Below are 21,575 nucleotides of genomic sequence, written 5' to 3'. Positions count from 1 at the left end.
TTTACTGCTCCTTCATTGCTGCAACAATTTTATTTACTAAGTCAAAAATTTCATTTGAGCTTTCAGAGCAATTTGAATTATCAGTAATTTCTTCTTTGCACTTTTCAATAACAGTAGCAGCAGCAGCTATTTGTGCTGGGCTCATATCTAATGCAGATACTATTTTTTCTGCATTTACAGAATTTGTACAATTATGTGCAGTTTTAATTTTATTGAAAGTTGGATCATTAACTGCTAATGTTGCACAATCTTTTAGACCGTAAGCAACTTTTTTAAGATTTACAAGATGCATAGGAGTAACATTTTCTGATACTGAGCTTCCTCCCCAAGTTCCACAACCTAATGTAAATGATGGAGCTAATCCTGTACTTGCACCTGTTCCACCCATACTTCCTCCTGTATTAACAAGAATACGAGAAGCTGGTTTTGCAGCAAATTTTCTTACAATCTCTTTATCTTCAGTGTGAATACTCATTGTATGTCCAATTCCATTCTGAAGAAGTTGTATACTTAATTCACAAGCTTCATGAGCATCTTTTACTGTGTAGAATCCTAAAACAGTTGTAAGTTTTTCAAATGATAATGGGTAACCATTTCCTACACCCTTCTGCTCACCTACAAGTACTTTTGTACCTTCTGGGATAGTTATTCCAGCAGCTGTTGCTATAACATGTGCTGCTCTACCTACAAATTTTGCATTCATAGTATGACCATTTTTAAATAAAAGCTGGCATACTTTGTTAGTTTCTTCTTCATTCATGAAGTAACCGCCATTTTTCTTTAACTCATCTATTACTTCTTCTCTGTTACACTCTTCACAGATGATTGACTGCTCTGAAGCACATATTGTTCCATTATCAAATGTTTTACTTGCCATAATATTTCTTATAGCTTTTTTAACATCTGCGGTTCTTTCAATATATGCAGGTGAGTTTCCTGCTCCAACTCCTAGAGCTGGTTTACCTGCACTATATGCAGCCTTAACCATTCCTGGTCCACCTGTTGCTATGATTATTCCTACTTCAGGACATTTCATTAATTCATTTGTAGCTTCCATAGTTAAAACTTCAAGTGAACTGATAATATTTTCTGGTGCACCTGCCTCAACAGCTGCATCATGCATAAGTTTAACAGCTTTTATAGTACACTTAGAAGCTGAAGGGTGTGGTGAAAATATTATTGCATTTCTCGCTTTAAGTGATATTATTGATTTGAATATAGCTGTTGATGTAGGGTTTGTAGATGGAACGATTCCCATAACTAATCCCATTGGTTCAGCTATCTCAATTACTCCGTTAACATCATCTTCATTTATAATACCAATGGTTTTCATATCCTTGATATAGTCATATAAAGTTCTTGATGCTAAGTGATTTTTGTAAGTTTTGTCTTCTACCTTTCCAAATCCTGTTTCTTCAACAGCCATTTGTGCTAAAAGAACACTATTTTCTTCTGCAACTCTTACCATGTTGCATATAATTCTGTCTATCTGTTCTTCAGTATAGTTTGCAATTTTGTTTGCTGCTTCTTTACCAAGTCTGGCTAAATTTCTTGCCTGCTGTACTGAATGAAGATCCTTATCATATGCTTGCATATATTAAACTCCTCATTTTAATTTATTTTTATAATATGTTCTAAATTTTGTCATAAGCGTTTTTTTGCTTGCTTTTGAAATAACTCTTCCTGTTATTTCAAAGTCCTTATACTCTCTTGCAAGTTTTCTGAGTTTTACAACACTTACGTTATTCAGTATCGCACTAACATATTCAAAGCCTTTTTCTTCTACAAGCCTATCTATTTCATCCTTGCTTATATTTTCAAATTTATTTTTCTGAACATTATTATCTAAATCTATATTTTCGTCTTCTGCAGCTTCATCAATTCTTGTATTTTCTGTCAATTCTTTATTTTCAATTATTTCTGTCTGTTTTGACATTTCTGCAATATCTGTATTTAATGATATTTTCATTTCATCAGATATCACAATTTTATTTTCTTTTATTATATTTTTTATATCATCATGAGGACGAGGTATAACATGATAGGATATCAAAAGGCTCTCACCTAAACGGTTTACTGCTGCAACACCGGCATCAACCGCCGTTTTAACAGCTCCTACATCACCTGTTATGATAACTGTTACAAAACCTCCGCCTATATGACTTTTTTCAACCAATTTAATATCAGCAGATTTTGTCATAACATCAGCAGCCTCAATGGTAGCTATAAGTCCTCTAGTTTCTATAAATCCAAGTGTTTGCACTCTTCATACCTCCTCAGATTATTATAATAAATCTGCCCAATTTGCCGGATACGTTGAATAAAATACTCTTGCCTTGTCAGGTGAACCCCATACTACTTTTGATCCAGATGGAACAAATAGTACGTCACCTTCCTTTGCGGTATAAGTCTTTCCGTTTACTTCGATAGTTAATGTACCTTCTATTACATAATCTATCTCTTCGTAAGTTAACTCCCATTCAAACTTTGAATTTTCTATAACTAAGAAACCAGCACTCATTTTTGATTCATCTTTTGATATTAACTCTTGGAAGTACACTTTTGCATCAGGATTTCCTGTATCAAATACATCCATTATAGTAGTCTTGCCTCTCACTACCTTAAGTCCTGAAGAATCAGTTTCACAATCATATGGCAGATTTTTTTGGTTGCTTAATGTTTTAAGCATTTCTTCTAAAAATCCTTTATCTAGCATTGCTTTAAAAAGCTTAGTTAGCATATCTTTATCAAATCCTTCTGACAAAAATTCGTTTGCATTCTCTGATTTACACTCATGTTTTAAGATTTCTGCAGGCTGTTGTCCGCACACAATCTTAATTCCGTTATTCTTAGCTATATCTTTAGCTGAAGGAGTTAATATAACATCTTTATCTGCATAAAATACTTTTTTGCCTTCTTTTGAAAAATTCTGCATTTCTTTTGCGCTTATTAACTGTTTCATTTATTCACTCCATTCTTATCTTATAATTTAAAAAGGTTATATAAAATTGCAATCATCATCTATAATACCAATAACTACAGCATCAACGGGAGTATTATCATTGTTAAGCATTTTACGTGCTGAAGAGCCTGTACTTACTATAACCCTGTCCCCAATTCCGGCACCAATAATATCTACCACTACTAAACGCTCACCTTCAGTTATGCCACCAATTATTTCAGCAAGCATAAACTTATAACCATTTAATAAATCTGATTTTCTTGTTGCCCATATATTGTCTATTAATTTTGCCGTTATCATAATGATTTACCTTCCTCTAACTTAGTTTTTATATCATTCAGCGCAACCTCTACTGAAGCTATATCTCCGAAAATACCAATCAAAGTTATATGTTGAGGACAATTTCCCTTTATGTCTTCAACGGTAACTCCTACTGACTTTTCAGCAACATCTGATGCATATAGCATGTCAATTACTTTTCCTTGTACTAGACCTATTGCACCGACTGAGTCTATATCAGTCCTACAATTGTTTCCTATACGTTTCTTAATAATTTCTCTTGTACCTGCTGATGGTGACTTAATTATTCTATAATCCATATATAAAACTCTCTATTCAATAATATTTTTTGTACAACTCATTGCTATACCAAGTGGTGTTACAAACATAGGGTTTTTAGGTTTGTGAGTAAAAACACCTGTCTGTTTTTCTATAATTTTCTCAATACCAGTTAAGCAACACGTACCTCCTACAAGAGATATTTCATTTACATCATAGCCCTTAATATGAAAATTAATTATACTTGCTACTTTTTCAACAACTGGCTTTAATACTGGCAAAATCTCTTTATGATTTTTAGTCTCCCTTTTGAAAGCATCTGCTTCTTTGAAGGGCAAGTTATATGCACCAGATAAAACTAACGAGAAATGTGTTCCACCTGTAGGTTCATCCTCAACATAAATAACTTCTCCGTTTTTTAATATTGAAATACCTGTCGTTCCTCCACCTATATCAACAACTGCTCCATTCTGAATTTTTAAGACTTCATTTGCCGCAGTTGGTTCATCAAGTAATGACGTTAATTCAAATTCTGCTGCTTGCACGACATTCTTAATTGCTCCCCCGTCAAGTGAATCTGTTCCAGGAGGAATAGCCGCAGCTGCATACAATAGCTCTGTACCAAGCTTTTCTTCAATCTCTTGCTTAAGCTCTTTTACTATTTTTACAGCACCTATATAGTCGACTATCATGCCATCTTTTACTACATCAGCATTTCTATAAGCTCCTGCAACAGGATTATAATTTTCATCTAAAACAGCAAGTACAATATACGCTGTTCCAAGGTCAACTCCTGTATAGTATACTTCTGATTGACTTTTTACTGGATTTTCTATTACTTCCTCAAATCTCTGAACAAGCTCATCACAAAATTCAAAAGTTATATGTTTTTCTGACATGTGCACCCTCCTATCGCAGAACATATCAACTGTGATAACAGATTAATTATTGAGTTGATATTTCTAATTATTTTTATTTTCAGCTCTGAACTTATACATTCATTTAATTTTTCTATTGATATTAAAAGCTCTCTAAGTTCACATTTTAGCTGGTTTATTTTCAAAATTTCATTTGCATTGTCAAGAATTAAATGCTTTTCTGTAATTTCAAAACAATCATCCATATTTTTATAGAAATTTTCTTTACTAATAACCAAACATTCAACAACATTTATATCATCAAATGTAGCATTATTGCATATTGAATTTACTATAACTGATAGTTTTCTTTCAAGACTTAAAATTCCCTTAGCTAAAGTTATATCAGTTGATAAAATCTCATTGCCTACTACAAGAAATTTAGATTGTAATGTTTTTAATTTATACATAACCTTAATTTTTTGATATTGACTTAAACATACTGAGTTTTGTAAAACCGCTTCTGTCTTATTAAAACTGCATTCTAATTTTTCTGTATCAGTATTTTTGCTACATTTTTCATCATTTACAATTCTAGCTTCTTCTGCAATAGCTATTCTTCTGTCTGAAAGGAACTGACTTGCACCAGGAGTTAAACGCTGGCCTTTATTCAATGCAAATGTTTCAAAAGGCTGTTTTTTGTAAATATCCCTTAAATATTCTTCTGTTATAAACTTAATCATTCCCCTGTCTCCTTTATTCAACAAGTATATATCTTTTAAGTGATTCAATGCCTTCTTGATTAATATTGTTGATAAAAAAGTATGGCTCTGATACACCTATACGTTTTAACTGCTTTATACAATTTTCTCTGTTTTTTGGCATTAAATCAGTTTTTATTATTACTCCTATTACAGGACAATTAAATAGTTTAGCGAACCCCGGGGAATATACTTCTCTATTTCCTGATTGATCTATCAATATCAAAACATGCGATGCGTCTTGTGCAATTGCAATAATATGCTTATACATCCAAGAATTTTCTATATAAGCTCCTGGAACATCTATTGTGTTCTTGCCATAAATTATATCTGCAGTACGTCTTGCTATGGCCTCTTTATCATTTAAAAAATTTGCAAGAGTTGTTTTCCCACAACGCGAAGGACCAATAATCATTATTCTCTTTTTTCTCATGTTCTAGTTATAGTTGAAGGAGTAAATCCTAACATATCTTTTAAAATATCATTTACTGCCCGCAGTGCTGTTTCCACACTTTCCACATCACCGCTTATAACAACTGAACCAGTAAAACGGTCAAGAAAACCTATTTCAACATCAGATGTTTTTGTAGCAATATCTGCGGCAATAATAGCTGATTCATAAGGGGATAATGTAAGTATTCCTATTGCTCCATGTTCTTCTATTCCAAGTCTTTCATAAATATCTCTCATCGGAGAAGCTATGATATGTGAAATAGTAATTTGCTTTCCCGGAACAGACTCCTGTATGATGCGCTGTATTTTTTTATCATTGGTCTCTGTTTCTATTTTATAATATTCCTGCATAATCCACCTCCATAACTAGTGACGAACTACCTGAACTGATAAATCATATTTTCTAATCCAGCTTTCTATATTATCTAACTCTTCACTCGTTAAGCTTAGATCCCCTTTAATAGGATATTCAATACCTAATTGCTTGTATTTATTCACGCCCATCTTGTGATATGGTAATAAGTCAACACCTTTAAAATTCTTATAATCCTTATATGGTAGAAGCAACTTAGCGACATTCTCAATGTCCTCTTGTCTGTCATTCACACCCTTAAGCAAAGGCATTCTTATTTTCACATTATATTTTCTTTTTAATAATTCTTGAACGTTCTCAATGATTCTTTCGTTTCTTACACCTGTCCATTCAAAGTGCTTTTCAGAATCAATATGTTTTATATCAAATAGAAATAAATCAACAAATTCAGCGACCTGTAAAATTACTTCTTTTGATGCATAACCGCATGTTTCAATAGCTGTATTGTAACCCTCTTGCTTACATGCCACCAATAAACTTGTAGCTGCTTCGGGATGCATTAACACTTCTCCTCCACCAAGAGTTACACCACCACCTGACATTTCATAAAAAGTTCTATCTTCTTCTATTATTTTTATAAGTTCAGATATTGTTTTATATTCGCCAACAATATTGAGAGCATTTTTATTACACGCTTTCACACACTCTTGGCATCCTAAACACTCTTTATCACGGTCAATTTCATGCTTTAATGTTTTAGTGGAAATACTATGGATCCCTTGAGGACAAACATTGATACAAGCTCCACAGTTAACACATGCATCTGCTTTAAACATTATTCTGTTTTTTTTCATCATTCCTTCAGGATTTGCACACCACTTACATCTGAGAGGACATCCCTGAAAGAATATAATAGTTCTAACGCCAGGACCATCATACATATTATATTTCTGAATATTGAATATTCTTGCTTTTCGTTCTAGTATTCCTAAATTATTTTTACTCATGATATTACACTCCGGTTAATTTGAGCCTATGCAGTCTATTAGATAAACTTACTTTAATAGACTGCACAAAACTCATTAATTTAAGAAACCATTTTTAGAAATGTGTTAGCATTGTTCTACTAATGATTTCATCTTGAACATCCTTGCATAACTCTACAAAGAATGCGCTGTATCCGGCAACACGTACTATCAAGTCACGATATTGATCAGGATGTTTCTGAGCTTCAAGTAATGTTTTATTATCTAAGTAGTTAAATTGAACTTCACCAAGTTGTAAAGCACAAGCACTTCTTAATAATGTTACGATACCATCTTCTCCTTCTTTTGTATCAAGTAATCCTGCCATTAATTTGAAGTTATGAACCATACCAATGTTCATATCCTCACATGACATTTTAGAAACTGACTTGATAATAGCTGTAGGGCCTTTAAAATCTGCGCCTTGTGTAGGGCTTATACCGTCAGATAAAGGCATCCATGCTCTACGTCCGTTTGGAGTTGCACCTGTTAACTGGCCAAATGGTGTATTGTTTGATATTGATAATGTTCCATGGCTTAATACTGAATATAGTGTCTTATATTTTCTGTGCTCTTTCTCAGTAAAGCTTACAAGATCAGCAGCTATATAGTCTGCATAATCATCATCATTTCCATACTTAGGAGCTTCAAGACATTCTTTTCTTAATGTTTCATAACCAACAAAGTCTGCTTTTAATGCTTCATTAAGCTCTTTTAATGTATATTTCTTATCTTCAAACACTAATTTTTTAATTGCAGCCATTGAATCTGTGTATGTTGCAAGACCTGACCATATAACTCCTGGTCCGAAGTTGTACATAGCACCACCTGCTTCAACTCCTTTTCCTTTTTCCATACAACCTTCGTACATCATTGACATAAGTGGTTTTGGAGCAAGTTCTTTATGAACTCTTTGAGATATTACAGTTGCAACACTTGTCCATTTTGTGATGTACTTAATTTGTTCCTTAACTGCTGCATCAAATTGCTCATATGTTTTATATTGGCTTAAATCACCCATATCAGGAGTTACCTGTTTTTCATACCATAATGGCACACCATTGTTAAGAGCTAATTCAATACAAATTGGCCATTGTGTATAACCAGTTGAAGTCCACTGATATAGTCTTCCTGCCTTCTGAGGCTCAACACAACCCATTAAGCAGTAATCTCTTGCATCTTCTAGAGAAACACCTTTAGCTAACATCATTTTTATATGGACATCGTCAAAGTGACAAGCTGGGAATCCCATACCTGATCTAATAACATCAACTATTTTTCTTAAATATTTAATTGGTGAATTCTTATGAATACGACATGCTAATGATGGCTGATATATTTTAACGTGTCTAACTGTATCCATTAAAAGATATGTTAAGTCATTTGTAGCATCTCTTCCTTCTCTTGTTACACCACCTAAACACATGTTAACAAATGGTTGGTAACCTGCGAAGAATTTTGAACCACCTTCTGAAGTAATCCACATAACTTCTGACATTTTTATTAACATACATCCTGCTAACTCAAATGCTTCAAAGTTGTTCATTCTTCCACTCTCTATGTCACTTTTGTATAAATCATACATATACTGGTCAACACGACCTATTGACATACCAGTCTGATTCTCTTCTACAACAAGTAATGATTCTATTGTCCATACTGCCTGTATTGCTTCCCAGAATGTAGATGGCTTGTGAGCTGGAACTCTAGCATTTACTTCTGATATTTTTAATAACTCTGCTTTTCTCTTAGGATTTGTTTCTTTTGCTGCTAATTCAGCTGCATATTCAGACATACGCTTAGCATAAATCATAACGCCTTCTGCAGTATCAATTAGTGATTTATAGAAATAAATTTTATCTATATCTTCAGGATTTTCATATTTTAACTCTGCTAATTTCTCTTCAGCTTCTTTTATGATGTCTAGCATACCTTTTTTCATAAGGATAACATCATATCCAGGGTTTGAATCTCCACCACCGTTTACTGCGTGGTAAGAACAATCTGAAACGAATGACTCACCTGATAATTCCCAAACACCAGCTTCTCTGTACTGATCTTCACAGAACTCATCAACTGATTTTCCTTCCCAAAATGGGAATAATTCATCACGCATGATTTTTTTGTCTTCGTCAGAAATATAAAATGGATCTTGTGCTCTAGTTCCGATAGTATCAATTTCATCACCCATCCATCTCCAAGCTATATCAGGAGAAAAAGCACCTGCTCTAGGAGCACCGTTTGGAGCACCAACGATTAACTCGTTATCTTGGATTACCAATGGAGCTGTTTCACAACAGTATTTGAAGCATTTTGCTCTTAATACCATCTTAGGCATTCCTGGGTTTTCTTTTGCTATTTTAGTGATAGCTCTTGCTCTGTAAGTTGTAATTGTTGGTACATGCTTTAAGTATGTTTCTTTTAATTTTGCTAAACGCTCTGTTATTCCGTTTGGAACTTCACAATTGTTTTCACATACTACTTTTTCTTCTTTTGTATCTTCTTTTGTAATTTGGCTTGAAACACTTTCAAACATTTTTAATAGTCCATTACGTTCAACGTCAGACATGTTTTTAGTAGCTTCAGCAAATTTATTCATAAAAATATTAATATCCAAATTTATCCCTCGCTATCTTAAATGTTATTTATCTCTTAATAATTTTTCTACTACTTGATTCAAAAATTCAATATCAATAGTTTTCTCTTCTCGCTCTTCTTGGACTATGTTAGTCCTTGAAGCGCTGCCTTTTTCACTGGCTTCATAATTTTCAATCTGATACTCCAAGTTGTTTTCGCAACCACAATCAAGATTTATTTCTCTTACACCGTAACCAACCTTACGAACATAAACCAGATTAAGTGGCGAAACATTATCAGAAGTCATACCTTTGCCAACAGAACCACTACCTAAAGTCATTGCAGGAAATAGATTTGCTGTAACACCCATGCTTCCAAAAGCAGCAGGTGTATTTACTAAAACTCTTCCAACAGGCTTTTTAAGTGCAAACAATCTAATTACTTGTTCATCATTTGAATGTATAACAAGTGTATGTCCTTGTCTTTCTGTAAGAAGCAATTCTATACATTTTTCGCATGCATGTAACCAATCTGCTTCAATGTAATATGCAAGTACAGGTGAAAATTTTTCTTTTGAGTACGGATTATCGTATGATACATATTTTTGTTTTGAAACAAGCACCTTTACGGAGCTATCAACAGCAAAACCTGCAAGTTTTGCTAGAAACTGCGGTGATTTACCAACAAGATTTCTTTCTATTGAACCATCTTTTGTGAAAAACAGCTGTCCTAACTTATTGCTTTCTTCTTCACTCATAAAGTAAGCTCCATTGCTTTTCATCGCGTACTGCACTTCTTTAGCTATGCTACTGTCAACGACAACGCACTGTTCAGATCCTGCCATAACTCCATAGTCAAACGACTTACTGTCAATAATATCTTTAGCGGCTCTATTTATGTCAGCTGTTTTTTCAATAAATGCCGGTCCATGACCCGCTCCACCGTAAATCACAGGCTTTCCAGATTTATAGCACTCATCAAGCATTCCTGGAACACCAGTATTCATTATCATTGTTGTATACTTGTGGTTTATTAGCTCTATAGAACCACTTTTTGATACAGTATGAAGATAAGATATCGCTCCTTCTGGAAGTCCTGCTTCTTCTGCCACACTTATAATTAATTCCAGTGTTTTGCTCATTGATTTTTTAGCTTTCATGTGTGGAGAAAAGATAATCGCATTTCCTGACTTTACTGCTATTGCTGCTTTATACAAGGTAGTCGTCACAGGACTAGTTGATGGACAAAATGCTGTTATAACACCAACTGGTACTCCTATGTCCATTGTTTTATTAACTTTATCTTCACTTATAACCCCAACACATCTAAGCTTATTAAGTTCTTCTTTTAAGTGACAACAGATAAGTTTTCCTTTAATTATTTTGTCAGAAGCTTTTCCGTATTCTGTTTCTTGATATGACACTTCAGCAAGCTCTTTTAAATTACTTTCAACTGCATTTATCATTGCATTCACTATTTTATCAAGTTTTTCTTGCGTAAATGATGATAACCTTATCTGTGCTTCATGTGCATTTTCAACAAGTATTCTTGCTTCCTGAATAGAAAGCAAATCATTATCAAAAATATTCATGTTGATCCTCCTTTCGAGGCTTATTAGCTTTAAAAACCTAAAACTCTTCTACTAAATTTTTATTCTTCTCCTAATTGTACTTTTAAAGAATATCTTTTTAATATCTTCTCTAAATCCTCGTGTGGTCTTGCTATAACAACGTGACTGTAAAGATTAGCACCTTCCATTGAATTAACAGCATTAATGCCTGCATCAACAGCTGTTTTACATGCTCCTACATCACCTCTAACCAATACAGAAATATATCCAGAGGCAACATTTTCATATCCAATTACATCAACATCAGCAGCTTTGCACATTACATCTGCAGCCTCCAATGCGAAAACTAAACCAAAAGTTTCTATTAAACCTATCGCTTCATATCTAGCCATATTATTTCTCCTTTCAAATCCTATAAATCAATATCATGTACTGAAACTATATCACCTACTGAACTTATAGGTCTTGGCATTACATTGTATGCAGTAACCGTACCTACAGCTTCAGCAGCTTCTTTTCCAGCTTCAACAGCAGATCTAACTGCTGCAACATCACCTTTAATCATGATAGTAACAAGTGTTGATCCAATATTTTCATATGATATCAATTCTACATTTGCCGCCTTTAGCATTTTATCGGCAGCTTCTAATGCAGGCACTAAGCCAAGTGTTTCAATTAGCCCTAATGCTTCATCTCCATAATAACGCATTTTCTTTACCTCCAAAATTTCTTAATTCAGATTTTATTATTTATTTAATGTATCTGTTTATTGTTGCTTTTCCTTCTTCATTAGCATGATAATAAACTCTTAATACATTTTTGCTATCTAATTCAAATTTTGTTTCTTCTAATAATCCATTTGCTTCCGCTGTCATTAAGGCACCTAGTACATCCTTAACATTTAAAGCTTTAAAATTACCATAATCACCTTTTAAAGCTACTATAACATCCTCAGCACATGCTTCCTCAACTTTAGTAAAGTGTTTTAATATTGCATAGTTTAAAGGTCTCATTATTGTTGTCCTCCTCTTTTTCTTAATAAATCTAAAGGATTCATTGAAATTGTTAATATACCAAACATCATCAATACTGCACCTACCCATACAACTGAAGGTATTGTGTTACCAGGTATTCCTAGTATTACTCCTAAAATAATCCAACAGAAGAACGGTCCAAAGAATGAGTATGTTCCATTACATGCTGTACCTAAAGCAGCACCACACATACTGTTTCCTATATACCAAAGCATAAATGTTGCAAATGAACATAAACCACTAAGTGCAAACCAAATCATTGCAGGACCACTTGTTATAGCTTGTCCGAACAATGCAAATGTAGAACCTAAATCATTTTTGCAAATCAATGACATTAAAGGTAAAACTATTGCTATAGTTGATATACCAGAAGTTACCTGACGGATAGCTATACCTATCTGCGGGTCAATCATTGAAGTACCATAACCTGCAACGCAACCTTCAAATCCCCAGCCTAATGCTGCTATTAATGCTATACCTAATCCAAGTATCATTCCATCAGGTGCTTCTCCAGTTATACTTGTACTACCTATTAAGAAACTTGCTCCTACGCAAACTGCAATACCTAACCACATACGTTTATTTATTTCTTGCTTGAATAAAATACGTCCTAATATTGCTGCTATAGCTGGACATAACGCAGATATCGGAATTGCTATTGGACCAGCCATCTGTAAACCAACTACATAAGCAGTACTTGCTATTGGACCTCCTATAAGTGCTGCCACAATCATTATAAGTCCAGGTTTTGTTTTAAAACATCTTACTAAATCTCCAAGTTTACCTTTTAATCCAGCAAAGCCTATTGCCCATACTGCACTACATAAATCATTTATAGCACTACCCATTGCGCTTAATAAATAGATAATTGTTAATGCAGATAAACCAGCAGTGTTGGCTCCATACCAATCTGCCCATATACCTTTTTTCATACCCGCTGCTAAAAATGCTGAGTATAAACCATACAGAATACCAGAAAGTATTCCTACAAAAACACCCTTTCTTACAAAGTTAGATTTTAGTTTGTTTTTTGCTTGCACCGCGGCTGTGTTCGCCGTTGATTGACTCATGTGTTTTCCACCTTTCATAATAAATAGAATAATCGTTTTCACTATAGACAAATATCGCCAATTATTTGTCTGCTGAATTTATTATCGACTAGTTACATTTTTAACAATAAGATGTAAATCAATATGTAATAATAAATTGCTCATGTTATATTAGTAGTATAAACCTTTCCCTAATGGTTAAAGTCAAATGTTTTTTTCTGTAAATTTTTTAGGCAAATATTGTATATTTGCGTAACTATATGTCACAATATATAACTTTTATTAACGTATATAAGTATGAAAACCTTTGCTTTATTACTTAAATATACAGTGTTCTTTTTGTTTATAAGAAGAATATAATAAATTTACCTTGGCAGAAACAAAATAGATTTTTTAAATTTTTAGTTAAATAAAAAAACAGAAAACATTACCCTAAGGTTAATGTTTTCTGTTTTCTTTTTTACTTTTAAATAATTATTACTTAATTAATTTTCTGTTTTTTATTTTTATCAATATTTCTGTAACATACTTATCTTTATTTTTAATTGTCCAATAATCGACTACATACCTCTCATAAGATGACTCATCACACTCATAACCATGTTTTTCTATCCAACACAAAATTTTATCATACGTATTATTTATTGTTTCATGATCTCCTATATGATAACACGAAACCATCATGCACCCACCGAAATCAACTAATTTTTCTTCATCACAAGGTAATAGTTTCTTTTGCATTATTCTGGCTTTTTTACATTGTCCATTTATTTTATGTCCAAATGAGTCATATTTGATAATAACTGGTCCTGTAATTGCGTTTTTTGTATCCTGTACGTAATTGGTGAATTCTGTATTTATAATTGAATCCATGTAATCATATTCAAAAACCTGGTCGAGATATAACAAACGATCGTTTTCTATATATTTCATACATACTTCATTATAATTTTTTTCTAAAACACATTGAGCTTCTATAACAAGTTGGTACCAGTCTAAAAGTGATTGTAACTTAAGTTGAACTTCCTTTTGTATTTCTTTTAAATCATCAATCTTATTTCTAAAAGTTTTTTCACATACATCATAAGTAGTTCCATCTAGAAGATCCTTCATCTCTTCAAGCTTAAATCCTGTTTGCTTGTAATATTTTATTATAGGAACATACAACATGCTTTGCTTGCTGTAATACCTATATCCATTATCATCACGTACCATATCTGGAGATAGTATGTTCATCTTGTCATAATATCTCAAAGCTTTTTTAGTTACTTTGCATATTTTTTCAACCTGTCCGATTGAGTACATCTCTTTGTTTTTCATCATATTAACCTTTCTTCTATGTGAAAATGCCTAGGACTAAAAATCTTAGGTGAAAATACTAGCCTATTACTTTATCAAAAATAGCAGATAAATCATCTATATCAGTTTTTCTTGGATTTGCTTTGGTACATATATCTTTAACAGCGGCATTTAAAATATCAGATTTTGTGCTCTCACTAACATCCCTTTCAGCTACGCTGCTTTTGAAGGTCGTAGGAATATTTAATTTTCTTTGCAAATCTCTTATAGCTTTAATCAAGCTATTAACACCAATATTAACATTCGAAGCTGGTAAGTCAAGGAGTTTTGCAATTTTTTGATATTTTTTAGCTGCTATAGTGTATTCCTTATTAAATGTGTCTTTCTTAATGTCAGCGTTATATTCAATAACTAAAGGTAATATAATTGCATTACTTCTTCCATGTGGTACATGTAGCTTTCCACCTATAGCATGAGCTAAACTATGAGTAATACCTAGTCCAGCTGCATTAAAAGCAATTCCAGCAATACAAGATGCATTGTGTACTTTTTCTCTAGCCAAAATGTTATCCCCATTTTCATAAGAAATTGGTAGATATTCGAAAACAAGTGTGATAGCCTTTTCAGCAAGTGCATCAGTAAAATCATTTGCACCGTTTGCAACATAAGCTTCTAATGCATGTGTTAGTACATCCATACCTGTATCAGCAGTAATACTTTTTGGAACTGATGTAACAAGTGATGGATCAAGTATTGCTATTGTTGGTAAAAGGGATTTATCAGCTAAGGCATATTTTAAACCTTCCGCCTTATTAGTTATAACGGCATACTCTGTTACCTCAGAGCCAGTTCCGCTTGTAGTTGGAATAGCTATAAAATCTTCAATTTGCATCTCATTATTCATTAACTTTTTTGAATATTCTTTTATAGCTTTTGCTGCATCAATTGATGAGCCACCGCCTAAAGCAATTATTATTTGCGCATTTACACTTTTTAATATTTGCATACCTTGGGCTATTATTTCTACAGGAGGATCAGGAACTATATCACTGAATATAACAGTATTACAATTATATAGTTTACCCACAATTTTTTCTGCCATACCTGAAGTTTCTATAAATTTATCACATACAATCATTACCCTTTTATTCTTTATTTCACTTAGTTTTTGTAATGAGTCATTTCCAAAATATACTTTCGTATTTATACTGAATTCATTCATTGTACATAATCTCCTTAATTGATATTAACATGAGCAACCAATTATTAGCAGATTAAAATCATAAAACTAGAAATAATAAAAGTTGTTTATTAGTATATCAGCATTTTTGATGCAAGTCAAAACGTTTTATTCAATAAATATGTGGATATTATATGCAATTTTTAACAGAATATTTTTAAATTTTACAAATTAAACTAAAAAGCAGTGTTACTAACAAATAGTCACTGCTTCTAGTATTTTTTCTGTTTTTTTATTCCATAGATTGAATAAACAACCCTACTTAATATTAAAGTTATAACCATTTACTGTAAATTCATTGTAAATGGTTTACTAATTATTTTCCAAAAAAACCTCTAAATATATTTAGAGCTTCGTCACTTACTTTTGTCATTTCTTCAGGATGCCATTGTATACACAAAATAGATTTATCTTCAGATTCTATAGCTTCAATTAGACCATCATCTGATACTGCAACTACTTCAAATCCATTAGCAACATCCTTTATTGCCTGATGGTGAAATGAATTAATACCAAGTCTATTTGCACCTGTTAGATTATGTAGTAAACTTCCCTCTTTTATATCAACATAATGATATATCAAATCACGTCTAATAACTTCATAATTAGGGTTATGACCGCAAATATTTTCAATCTGAGCATATATATCTTGATACAAAGTACCTCCCATAAGTGCATTTATAAATTGGCAACCCCTACAAATTCCAAGCAATTTCTTATTATTGTTAATAGCAGAATTTATCACTTTTTCCTCAAATTCATCTCTCTCTGCACTGATAGAACCAAGTTGTTTGATTGGTTGTTCATTAAAATAAAATGAATTAATATCAGGTCCTCCGCATGATATAACTCCATCAACCATTTCTATGTACTTATTTATCAAAGCTTCATCTGATGTTAAAGGAATTATAACAGGTATAAACCCTGCTCTGATAACTGCGTCTACATACGCACCTTGCACCATAGACATATGACCGTTTTCTGAATATTTATTCTGTGATGTAATACCTATTTTAATTGACATTATGTATACCTCTCTTTGTTAGATAATGCATATATTTTAACACTAATGTAGCTACTTTTAAAGAATAATTTACTTATTTGACTTAAGTACCAAAGCTATGAATTTTAAATCTGTTTCACCAACATTTTCAAGGCTATGACTTTCTCCATCCTCTGTTATCGTCATATCTCCTGCTGATACTCTATAGGTTGTACCATTATCGTTATGTATTCCTTCACCCTCTAATATATACATAGCTTCGAATTCGCCATCATGTTTGTGGTATCCTGTACTACTTCCTTTTTTCAATGTTATAATCCCAAATGATAGTTGAATTAAATTTTATTTATATATATTAAGTAGCATGGATAAAGAAAACATTAAAAAAAGGAATTTATACAAACTAAAATTTAAGTTTTGCAAAAATTCCTTTTTCTTATTTTCACTTATTCGCTTTTTTCATTACCACCATTGTGAACACCTATTTTTTTCCAGTCTTATAATCATCCCTTGCCCAATTAGGTGCATTTACTGGACCAGCCTTAGCATTACCAGTTTTCGCAGCGCCTTGTATTTCTAGAACTGGAGTTTGTGCATTTTTTTTATGATACATAGACTGATTATTTTCTGTACCATGATTTTTATTGTCATGTGGACTTGGTCTTCTCATACCTGCTTTTGCCATTATACTACCTCCTATTTTAGCTTTTTAAGTATAAAATTAATTAATTTAAAAAATTTTAAATACTTCTTTAATAGTTTTGGTAGCTAAATCAAAATAATACGAGATATAATTTAACATTTTTAGATTTTAATTTCACAAATGCTTTTGCTCATACATATTACCAAATATTCTAAAATTTATATTATTTTTAAAATTCATTTTCATAAAACAATTTGGATGAGATGCAAGAACAAAAGCTTATAAAAATTGAGCATAATTCCGCTTGGTTTTCTCCATTTGAAATATTAATAAGTCTATTGCTTAATTCTCCTGTAAAATCAAAATAATCTTAATCATCTCTCCACTTGTTATAGTTTTTTCATTTTATAAATTAATTTTTATACCATTTGTTAAATTTTCAGTATTTATACTAATCCTATTAACTCTTAATAATTAGAATTCACAAAATATAATTCTATGATCAGCTATAAAGCCTGATTTTTCTAAAGTTTTTTTAGATATAATGTTTTTTACATCACAACAAACCATTGGAATTAAATTTTTGCTATAGCAATGTTCTTTTAACTTAACAATAATATAAGTTCCTATTCCATTTCTACGATATTTTTCAACCACATGCATACCTATATCACCATATTTTTCTCCATGTGTCTTAATTATTCTAAATTCTCCAATTCCAAGTAAGTTGTCATTATCATATAATACAAATAACTGATCATTATCTATTAACTCCTCATAATATCCCTCAAACGCCGGATCACATTTATTTTTTATTTCATCTATATCTTGCCTTTGAGCTAATCTAAAAGATAGCTTTGAAAAACTATTTAATTCATATCGTACTTTTTCATTATCTGTAAAAAGATATGAATCTACAGTTATATTTTTTTGATAGTCAAGACATAACGCCATAAATTCTGGTTCTTTTGTAGAAACCCCCGCTTTTTCTACTATCTCACTTTTAATAATATATTTAAAAATTTCTTCTACATTCATGTAGTATTCTTTAGAAACATAAAACTGTACTAATATTTTACGTGAATTTACACAAAAGTGCCCTGCAGCTTTACCATTGTACGAAATTTCATAACATTTTGAATTGGCTACTTCGACATTCTGCCAAAAACCATCTATTGGAGTTTTTAAACCCTCAATATACTCACTTTTTAGTTTACTTGCTGTTTCCTTGGCTTTAACTTCTATAATTTCAATCATTTCATCTATCTCCTATCCAAATATAAATTTAAACGAAAAACCAACTTTATTTAAGATTTCTACATCTTGATCGCTGTAATCTCTGTATCCGTTGGCTAAAATAGATGGAGTAATCAACCCCTGTAAAATATAATATTCTATTGCTTTTTTCGTTAAATTAGTTAGTTTACTGACTTCATTTATTAGCATATTTATCACCTCGATACAATCATAGACTAACACCCAACGTGATAGTCAAGTGTTTTTTTCTTTCATCGGAGAAATATATCCTACATAAATCACTATTGTTTGCTTCTTACTTCATATCATTAACACCTTCAACTTCCTCATTATTTATATGATAGCAAGTTAAAATATTCTTTACTTGATGCCATTAATCTACCACCTTTTCAAAAGCAACTGTTTGCTCTTTCATGCTTATCTTACCAACTTTCCATCCATACTGAAGTAATTCTTTCTTATATGTAAGGAATAAATGGTCAATGGTTACACCAGCAATCTTACCGATTTCATCGAAAGTCAGCTTGATGGGAGACTCGACATTTTTCTGTATGTAGTTCCAAAGTGCATCGTATTTGCTCATTGTTGACCTCCTTGATTAACTTCATAATTTTCCAGTCCAAGAACTAAGTAACCTGATATGTATTTTCATTTTTTGAGTATTCTATTTAAGTAGTTGACATCTAATAACAAATTAACTGTCTCAAAATTTTCTTTATAAAACACACCCCAATTATTGAAAACACAAGGCAATTCCTTTGCTTTTTGTAGCGTATCCACTTTAATTAAAGATACAGGAACATCATTTATTTCACAATACTGTTTTATCATCTCAATGTTTTGATAGACATAGGGGCATTGCTTGTCATAATAAATTATCAGCTCTTTGCTTTCAATTTTGGAGGTTTTAGCATTTTGTGTGAACTTTGGTGTTGTTTCATCAAAAGAAAGTGCAAGCAGTTCATATCCATTATCGGTAGTACCTACAACATCAAAACCGAACTTCTTCGCAAATGATTGGTCGGAAAGCCATGCTTTTTGTTTTTTTGCTTCGAGCATACAAAAGCCTCAACTACCGTCTCCACATGCCTTGAGTAGACAAAAAAGATGTCGTGGATAGCTGGTGGTTTCTTGGTGGAGGAATATTATTTTTTAAAAAATCACCTTAAATAGTATACTTAATTATAAATCTAATACTAAATTAAGTAAATATATTTTACTTATAAATAATTATTATTTATTATCCTAAGCTTATTCACCTAAAACTCTTTTCTAAATATGGATTAAAAAAGACGTGAGAACCTCTGCACTCACGTCTTTTTTTTTCTGATTTCTATTAATTTGATTTGGTTTATCATAACTATGTTCGTCAAGTTCTTTTGTCTATGCTTTTCATAAAATATTTTTAGATTTTTGCTGAAGTTATCGTTTTATCATCTTTATTAAATGCTTCTCTATCAAATTCATTTTCAAAATTTGCTACTAAAAAAGAAACTACAGAAGCACCAGTAACGTTTGTCATGGTTCGAGCCATGTCTATTACTACATCAATACCAAGAACCATTGCCAATCCCTCTACAGGAAGACCAAGATTCGCCAGTACTACGGTAGTAGCCATAGTGGCAGCACCCGGAACTCCAGCAATACCAATAGAGCTAATTATATTTGTCAAAACCAAAATTAGGTAGTGATTTAGGGTAAAGTCAATATTAAACATTCTTGCAATAAAAATTGCTACAAGTGCAGGATATATACCTCCACAACCATTGAGCCCAACAGTAGTACCAATTGATGCTCCAAAACTTGCTATTTTCTCTGAAATTTTAACTCTTTCTGTTAATACCTTTAACGTAACAGGCAGTGTGCCGTAGCTACTTTGAGTTGTGAATGCAACCACCTGAGCAGGATATAGCTTTTTAAAGAATTTGATTGGATTTACTTTACCAACAAACATAAGTAAACTTCCATGTGTAGCCAAAATATGAATAGTGCACGCTACATAAATAGCAACAATAAATTTTGCAAGTGGGAGCAAAGTTGAGATACCATTCTTAGCTGCAACAGAAGCCATAAGGCTGAATACTCCATAAGGAGCTAGTTCTATTATAATCTGCGTTAAGCTGAACATTATTTTAGCAAATGAATCGATAAAATCTTTAAAGGGCTTAATTGCTCTTGGATTTTTTTCACTTTCGATAATGATAGCTATTGCAATAAAAAGACAAAAAATAATTATTGGTATTACTTGTCCATTAGCCATTGAAGATATTGGGTTTAGCGGAATCATATCTAACAGAACTTTACTAAAAGCCAGAATTTCTTTAGCCTCAAAAGATGTTGATTCAGCAAATTTGACACCTACTCCCAAATTCATTATATTTGCTGTAAAGATCCCTATCACAGATGCAATTCCTGTAGTAAGTAAAAGTAATAAAAATGTTTTAACACCAATTTTTCTAAGTTGAGTGGTGTTGTTCAATGATGTAACATTTGAAATCAAAGATGACATTACAAGTGGAATTACCAGCATTTTAATAAGACCAATAAATATTTTTCCAATTGGCTCGATGATTAATACGTCTTTCTTAAATATTGCTCCTGCTAAAATGCCAAGAAACATTGCTATTAAAACTCTTCCACCAAAATTTAAATCTTTCCTTTTTAGAAAATATAACAATAAAAATACAACGATTAAAACTATTATAGTAATATAATGTAAATACATTTTAACCTCCTTGGTTATAACTAATTTGATTTAGTAAATCATGAATTTTGATAAGAATTTCTAATCCTTATTTTGTGTTTTATATTTATTTAACTTGGCCAAGTTAATAATGAAATAAAAAACCTTCTGCCTCTAAATAACTCAAGAGGCAGAAGGTTTACTTCCGCGGTTCCACTCTGATTATGCAATTTAATGCACATCTCTATACTAGTACAATTTATACTATATCTCTGTAACGGGAGAACCCGT

25 protein-coding genes, 1 pseudogene and 1 other annotated feature (1 of these 27 only partly in view) are annotated in these 21,575 nt (G+C 32.1%); all 26 genes and pseudogenes read right to left on the bottom strand.

What is annotated here, in order from left to right; translation table 11 throughout:
* Position 1 precedes the first annotated feature (1 nt).
* Positions 2 to 1,594: an acetaldehyde dehydrogenase (acetylating) gene (locus JYG23_RS13270; protein WP_207236162.1), complete on the bottom strand. Its 1,593-nt coding sequence runs from the start codon at positions 1,592 to 1,594 to the stop codon at positions 2 to 4.
* 12 nt (positions 1,595 to 1,606) lie between these two features.
* Positions 1,607 to 2,263: a BMC domain-containing protein gene (locus tag JYG23_RS13265; RefSeq protein ID WP_207236161.1), complete on the bottom strand. Its 657-nt coding sequence runs from the start codon at positions 2,261 to 2,263 to the stop codon at positions 1,607 to 1,609.
* Positions 2,264 to 2,284: 21 nt separating this feature from the next.
* Positions 2,285 to 2,962 (bottom strand): cupin domain-containing protein, encoded by a 678-nt coding sequence (locus JYG23_RS13260; RefSeq protein ID WP_207236160.1) that lies wholly within the window; start codon positions 2,960 to 2,962, stop codon positions 2,285 to 2,287.
* A gap of 36 nt (positions 2,963 to 2,998) precedes the next feature.
* Positions 2,999 to 3,262 carry a EutN/CcmL family microcompartment protein gene (locus JYG23_RS13255; RefSeq protein ID WP_207236159.1) on the bottom strand — a complete coding sequence of 88 codons (264 nt, stop codon included), beginning with the start codon at positions 3,260 to 3,262 and terminating at the stop codon, positions 2,999 to 3,001.
* Positions 3,259 to 3,561: a BMC domain protein gene (locus tag JYG23_RS13250; protein WP_207236158.1), complete on the bottom strand. Its 303-nt coding sequence runs from the start codon at positions 3,559 to 3,561 to the stop codon at positions 3,259 to 3,261. Before JYG23_RS13250 ends, JYG23_RS13255 begins: the two co-directional genes overlap by 4 nt.
* 12 nt (positions 3,562 to 3,573) lie before the next feature.
* Positions 3,574 to 4,419 carry an ethanolamine utilization protein EutJ gene (eutJ, locus tag JYG23_RS13245; RefSeq protein ID WP_207236157.1) on the bottom strand — a complete coding sequence of 282 codons (846 nt, stop codon included), beginning with the start codon at positions 4,417 to 4,419 and terminating at the stop codon, positions 3,574 to 3,576.
* Complete coding sequence (locus JYG23_RS13240; protein ID WP_207236156.1) at positions 4,401 to 5,120, bottom strand: cobalamin adenosyltransferase; 720 nt, start codon at positions 5,118 to 5,120, stop codon at positions 4,401 to 4,403. The genes eutJ and JYG23_RS13240 overlap by 19 nt, the downstream gene beginning before the upstream one ends.
* A gap of 13 nt (positions 5,121 to 5,133) precedes the next feature.
* Positions 5,134 to 5,571 (bottom strand): EutP/PduV family microcompartment system protein, encoded by a 438-nt coding sequence (locus JYG23_RS13235; RefSeq protein ID WP_207236155.1) that lies wholly within the window; start codon positions 5,569 to 5,571, stop codon positions 5,134 to 5,136.
* Positions 5,568 to 5,942: a BMC domain-containing protein gene (locus JYG23_RS13230; RefSeq protein WP_207236154.1), complete on the bottom strand. Its 375-nt coding sequence runs from the start codon at positions 5,940 to 5,942 to the stop codon at positions 5,568 to 5,570. The genes JYG23_RS13235 and JYG23_RS13230 overlap by 4 nt, the downstream gene beginning before the upstream one ends.
* Positions 5,943 to 5,957: 15 nt before the next feature.
* Positions 5,958 to 6,911 (bottom strand): choline TMA-lyase-activating enzyme, encoded by a 954-nt coding sequence (gene cutD, locus JYG23_RS13225; RefSeq protein WP_207236153.1) that lies wholly within the window; start codon positions 6,909 to 6,911, stop codon positions 5,958 to 5,960.
* Positions 6,912 to 7,005: 94 nt separating this feature from the next.
* The gene (cutC, locus tag JYG23_RS13220; RefSeq protein WP_207236152.1) at positions 7,006 to 9,546 is read right to left on the bottom strand and encodes a choline trimethylamine-lyase; all 2,541 of its coding nucleotides are present in this window, start codon (positions 9,544 to 9,546) and stop codon (positions 7,006 to 7,008) included.
* A gap of 24 nt (positions 9,547 to 9,570) precedes the next feature.
* Positions 9,571 to 11,097, bottom strand: coding sequence for an aldehyde dehydrogenase family protein (locus JYG23_RS13215; RefSeq protein ID WP_207236151.1), 1,527 nt, complete (start codon positions 11,095 to 11,097; stop codon positions 9,571 to 9,573).
* 59 nt (positions 11,098 to 11,156) lie between these two features.
* Positions 11,157 to 11,468 (bottom strand): BMC domain-containing protein, encoded by a 312-nt coding sequence (locus tag JYG23_RS13210; RefSeq protein WP_207236150.1) that lies wholly within the window; start codon positions 11,466 to 11,468, stop codon positions 11,157 to 11,159.
* Positions 11,469 to 11,488: 20 nt separating this feature from the next.
* Positions 11,489 to 11,785, bottom strand: a complete 297-nt coding sequence (locus JYG23_RS13205; protein WP_207236149.1) for a BMC domain-containing protein — start codon at positions 11,783 to 11,785, stop codon at positions 11,489 to 11,491.
* 40 nt (positions 11,786 to 11,825) lie between these two features.
* Positions 11,826 to 12,089 carry a hypothetical protein gene (locus JYG23_RS13200; protein WP_207236148.1) on the bottom strand — a complete coding sequence of 88 codons (264 nt, stop codon included), beginning with the start codon at positions 12,087 to 12,089 and terminating at the stop codon, positions 11,826 to 11,828.
* A complete protein-coding gene (locus tag JYG23_RS13195; RefSeq protein WP_207236147.1) occupies positions 12,089 to 13,180 on the bottom strand; it encodes a hypothetical protein in 1,092 nt (363 codons plus the stop codon). Before JYG23_RS13195 ends, JYG23_RS13200 begins: the two co-directional genes overlap by 1 nt.
* 456 nt (positions 13,181 to 13,636) lie before the next feature.
* A complete protein-coding gene (locus tag JYG23_RS13190; protein WP_207238035.1) occupies positions 13,637 to 14,479 on the bottom strand; it encodes a MerR family transcriptional regulator in 843 nt (280 codons plus the stop codon).
* Between the two features lie 58 nt (positions 14,480 to 14,537).
* Positions 14,538 to 15,680: a 1-propanol dehydrogenase PduQ gene (locus tag JYG23_RS13185; protein ID WP_207236146.1), complete on the bottom strand. Its 1,143-nt coding sequence runs from the start codon at positions 15,678 to 15,680 to the stop codon at positions 14,538 to 14,540.
* Between the two features lie 334 nt (positions 15,681 to 16,014).
* Positions 16,015 to 16,722, bottom strand: coding sequence for a gamma-glutamyl-gamma-aminobutyrate hydrolase family protein (locus JYG23_RS13180; RefSeq protein WP_207236145.1), 708 nt, complete (start codon positions 16,720 to 16,722; stop codon positions 16,015 to 16,017).
* A 69-nt stretch (positions 16,723 to 16,791) separates the two neighbouring features.
* On the bottom strand, positions 16,792 to 17,010 hold the full coding sequence (locus tag JYG23_RS13175) for a cupin domain-containing protein (protein ID WP_242631583.1): 219 nt from the start codon (positions 17,008 to 17,010) through the stop codon (positions 16,792 to 16,794).
* Positions 17,011 to 17,182: 172 nt separating this feature from the next.
* Positions 17,183 to 17,386, bottom strand: coding sequence for a hypothetical protein (locus JYG23_RS13170; protein WP_207236144.1), 204 nt, complete (start codon positions 17,384 to 17,386; stop codon positions 17,183 to 17,185).
* A 432-nt stretch (positions 17,387 to 17,818) separates the two neighbouring features.
* On the bottom strand, positions 17,819 to 18,601 hold the full coding sequence (locus JYG23_RS13165) for a GNAT family N-acetyltransferase (RefSeq protein WP_207236143.1): 783 nt from the start codon (positions 18,599 to 18,601) through the stop codon (positions 17,819 to 17,821).
* A gap of 12 nt (positions 18,602 to 18,613) precedes the next feature.
* Complete coding sequence (locus JYG23_RS13160) at positions 18,614 to 18,823, bottom strand: MerR family transcriptional regulator (RefSeq protein WP_242631582.1); 210 nt, start codon at positions 18,821 to 18,823, stop codon at positions 18,614 to 18,616.
* A gap of 151 nt (positions 18,824 to 18,974) precedes the next feature.
* Positions 18,975 to 19,184, bottom strand: coding sequence for a hypothetical protein (locus JYG23_RS13155; RefSeq protein ID WP_207236142.1), 210 nt, complete (start codon positions 19,182 to 19,184; stop codon positions 18,975 to 18,977).
* Between the two features lie 65 nt (positions 19,185 to 19,249).
* Positions 19,250 to 19,669, bottom strand: a pseudogene (locus JYG23_RS13150) (YoaP domain-containing protein); the annotation flags it as partial.
* Between the two features lie 337 nt (positions 19,670 to 20,006).
* Complete coding sequence (locus JYG23_RS13145; protein ID WP_207236141.1) at positions 20,007 to 21,326, bottom strand: dicarboxylate/amino acid:cation symporter; 1,320 nt, start codon at positions 21,324 to 21,326, stop codon at positions 20,007 to 20,009.
* 141 nt (positions 21,327 to 21,467) lie between these two features.
* Positions 21,468 to 21,575 (bottom strand) — a binding site (T-box leader) (it continues 132 nt past the right edge of the window).

The sequence above is a fragment of the Sedimentibacter sp. zth1 genome (assembly GCF_017352195.1).
GTDB lineage: Bacteria > Bacillota > Clostridia > Tissierellales > Sedimentibacteraceae > UBA1535.
Note: the sequence above shows the minus strand (reverse complement) of the source record. Positions and strands in the feature narration are given on the sequence as shown.

Excerpts from the sequence above, each read along its gene's own strand:
- JYG23_RS13270 (WP_207236162.1), bottom strand. The coding sequence starts at position 1,594 with ATGCAAGCATATGATAAGGATCTTCATTCAGTACAGCAGGCAAGAAAT.
- JYG23_RS13260 (WP_207236160.1), bottom strand. The coding sequence starts at position 2,962 with ATGAAACAGTTAATAAGCGCAAAAGAAATGCAGAATTTTTCAAAAGAA.
- JYG23_RS13255 (WP_207236159.1), bottom strand. The coding sequence starts at position 3,262 with ATGATAACGGCAAAATTAATAGACAATATATGGGCAACAAGAAAATCA.
- JYG23_RS13250 (WP_207236158.1), bottom strand. The coding sequence starts at position 3,561 with ATGGATTATAGAATAATTAAGTCACCATCAGCAGGTACAAGAGAAATT.
- eutJ (WP_207236157.1), bottom strand. The coding sequence starts at position 4,419 with ATGTCAGAAAAACATATAACTTTTGAATTTTGTGATGAGCTTGTTCAG.
- JYG23_RS13240 (WP_207236156.1), bottom strand. The coding sequence starts at position 5,120 with ATGATTAAGTTTATAACAGAAGAATATTTAAGGGATATTTACAAAAAA.
- JYG23_RS13235 (WP_207236155.1), bottom strand. The coding sequence starts at position 5,571 with ATGAGAAAAAAGAGAATAATGATTATTGGTCCTTCGCGTTGTGGGAAA.
- JYG23_RS13230 (WP_207236154.1), bottom strand. The coding sequence starts at position 5,942 with ATGCAGGAATATTATAAAATAGAAACAGAGACCAATGATAAAAAAATA.
- cutD (WP_207236153.1), bottom strand. The coding sequence starts at position 6,911 with ATGAGTAAAAATAATTTAGGAATACTAGAACGAAAAGCAAGAATATTC.
- JYG23_RS13215 (WP_207236151.1), bottom strand. The coding sequence starts at position 11,097 with ATGAATATTTTTGATAATGATTTGCTTTCTATTCAGGAAGCAAGAATA.
- JYG23_RS13210 (WP_207236150.1), bottom strand. The coding sequence starts at position 11,468 with ATGGCTAGATATGAAGCGATAGGTTTAATAGAAACTTTTGGTTTAGTT.
- JYG23_RS13205 (WP_207236149.1), bottom strand. The coding sequence starts at position 11,785 with ATGCGTTATTATGGAGATGAAGCATTAGGGCTAATTGAAACACTTGGC.
- JYG23_RS13200 (WP_207236148.1), bottom strand. The coding sequence starts at position 12,089 with ATGAGACCTTTAAACTATGCAATATTAAAACACTTTACTAAAGTTGAG.
- JYG23_RS13195 (WP_207236147.1), bottom strand. The coding sequence starts at position 13,180 with ATGAGTCAATCAACGGCGAACACAGCCGCGGTGCAAGCAAAAAACAAA.
- JYG23_RS13190 (WP_207238035.1), bottom strand. The coding sequence starts at position 14,479 with ATGAAAAACAAAGAGATGTACTCAATCGGACAGGTTGAAAAAATATGC.
- JYG23_RS13185 (WP_207236146.1), bottom strand. The coding sequence starts at position 15,680 with ATGAATGAATTCAGTATAAATACGAAAGTATATTTTGGAAATGACTCA.
- JYG23_RS13180 (WP_207236145.1), bottom strand. The coding sequence starts at position 16,722 with ATGTCAATTAAAATAGGTATTACATCACAGAATAAATATTCAGAAAAC.
- JYG23_RS13170 (WP_207236144.1), bottom strand. The coding sequence starts at position 17,386 with ATGGCAAAAGCAGGTATGAGAAGACCAAGTCCACATGACAATAAAAAT.
- JYG23_RS13165 (WP_207236143.1), bottom strand. The coding sequence starts at position 18,601 with ATGATTGAAATTATAGAAGTTAAAGCCAAGGAAACAGCAAGTAAACTA.
- JYG23_RS13155 (WP_207236142.1), bottom strand. The coding sequence starts at position 19,184 with ATGAGCAAATACGATGCACTTTGGAACTACATACAGAAAAATGTCGAG.
- JYG23_RS13145 (WP_207236141.1), bottom strand. The coding sequence starts at position 21,326 with ATGTATTTACATTATATTACTATAATAGTTTTAATCGTTGTATTTTTA.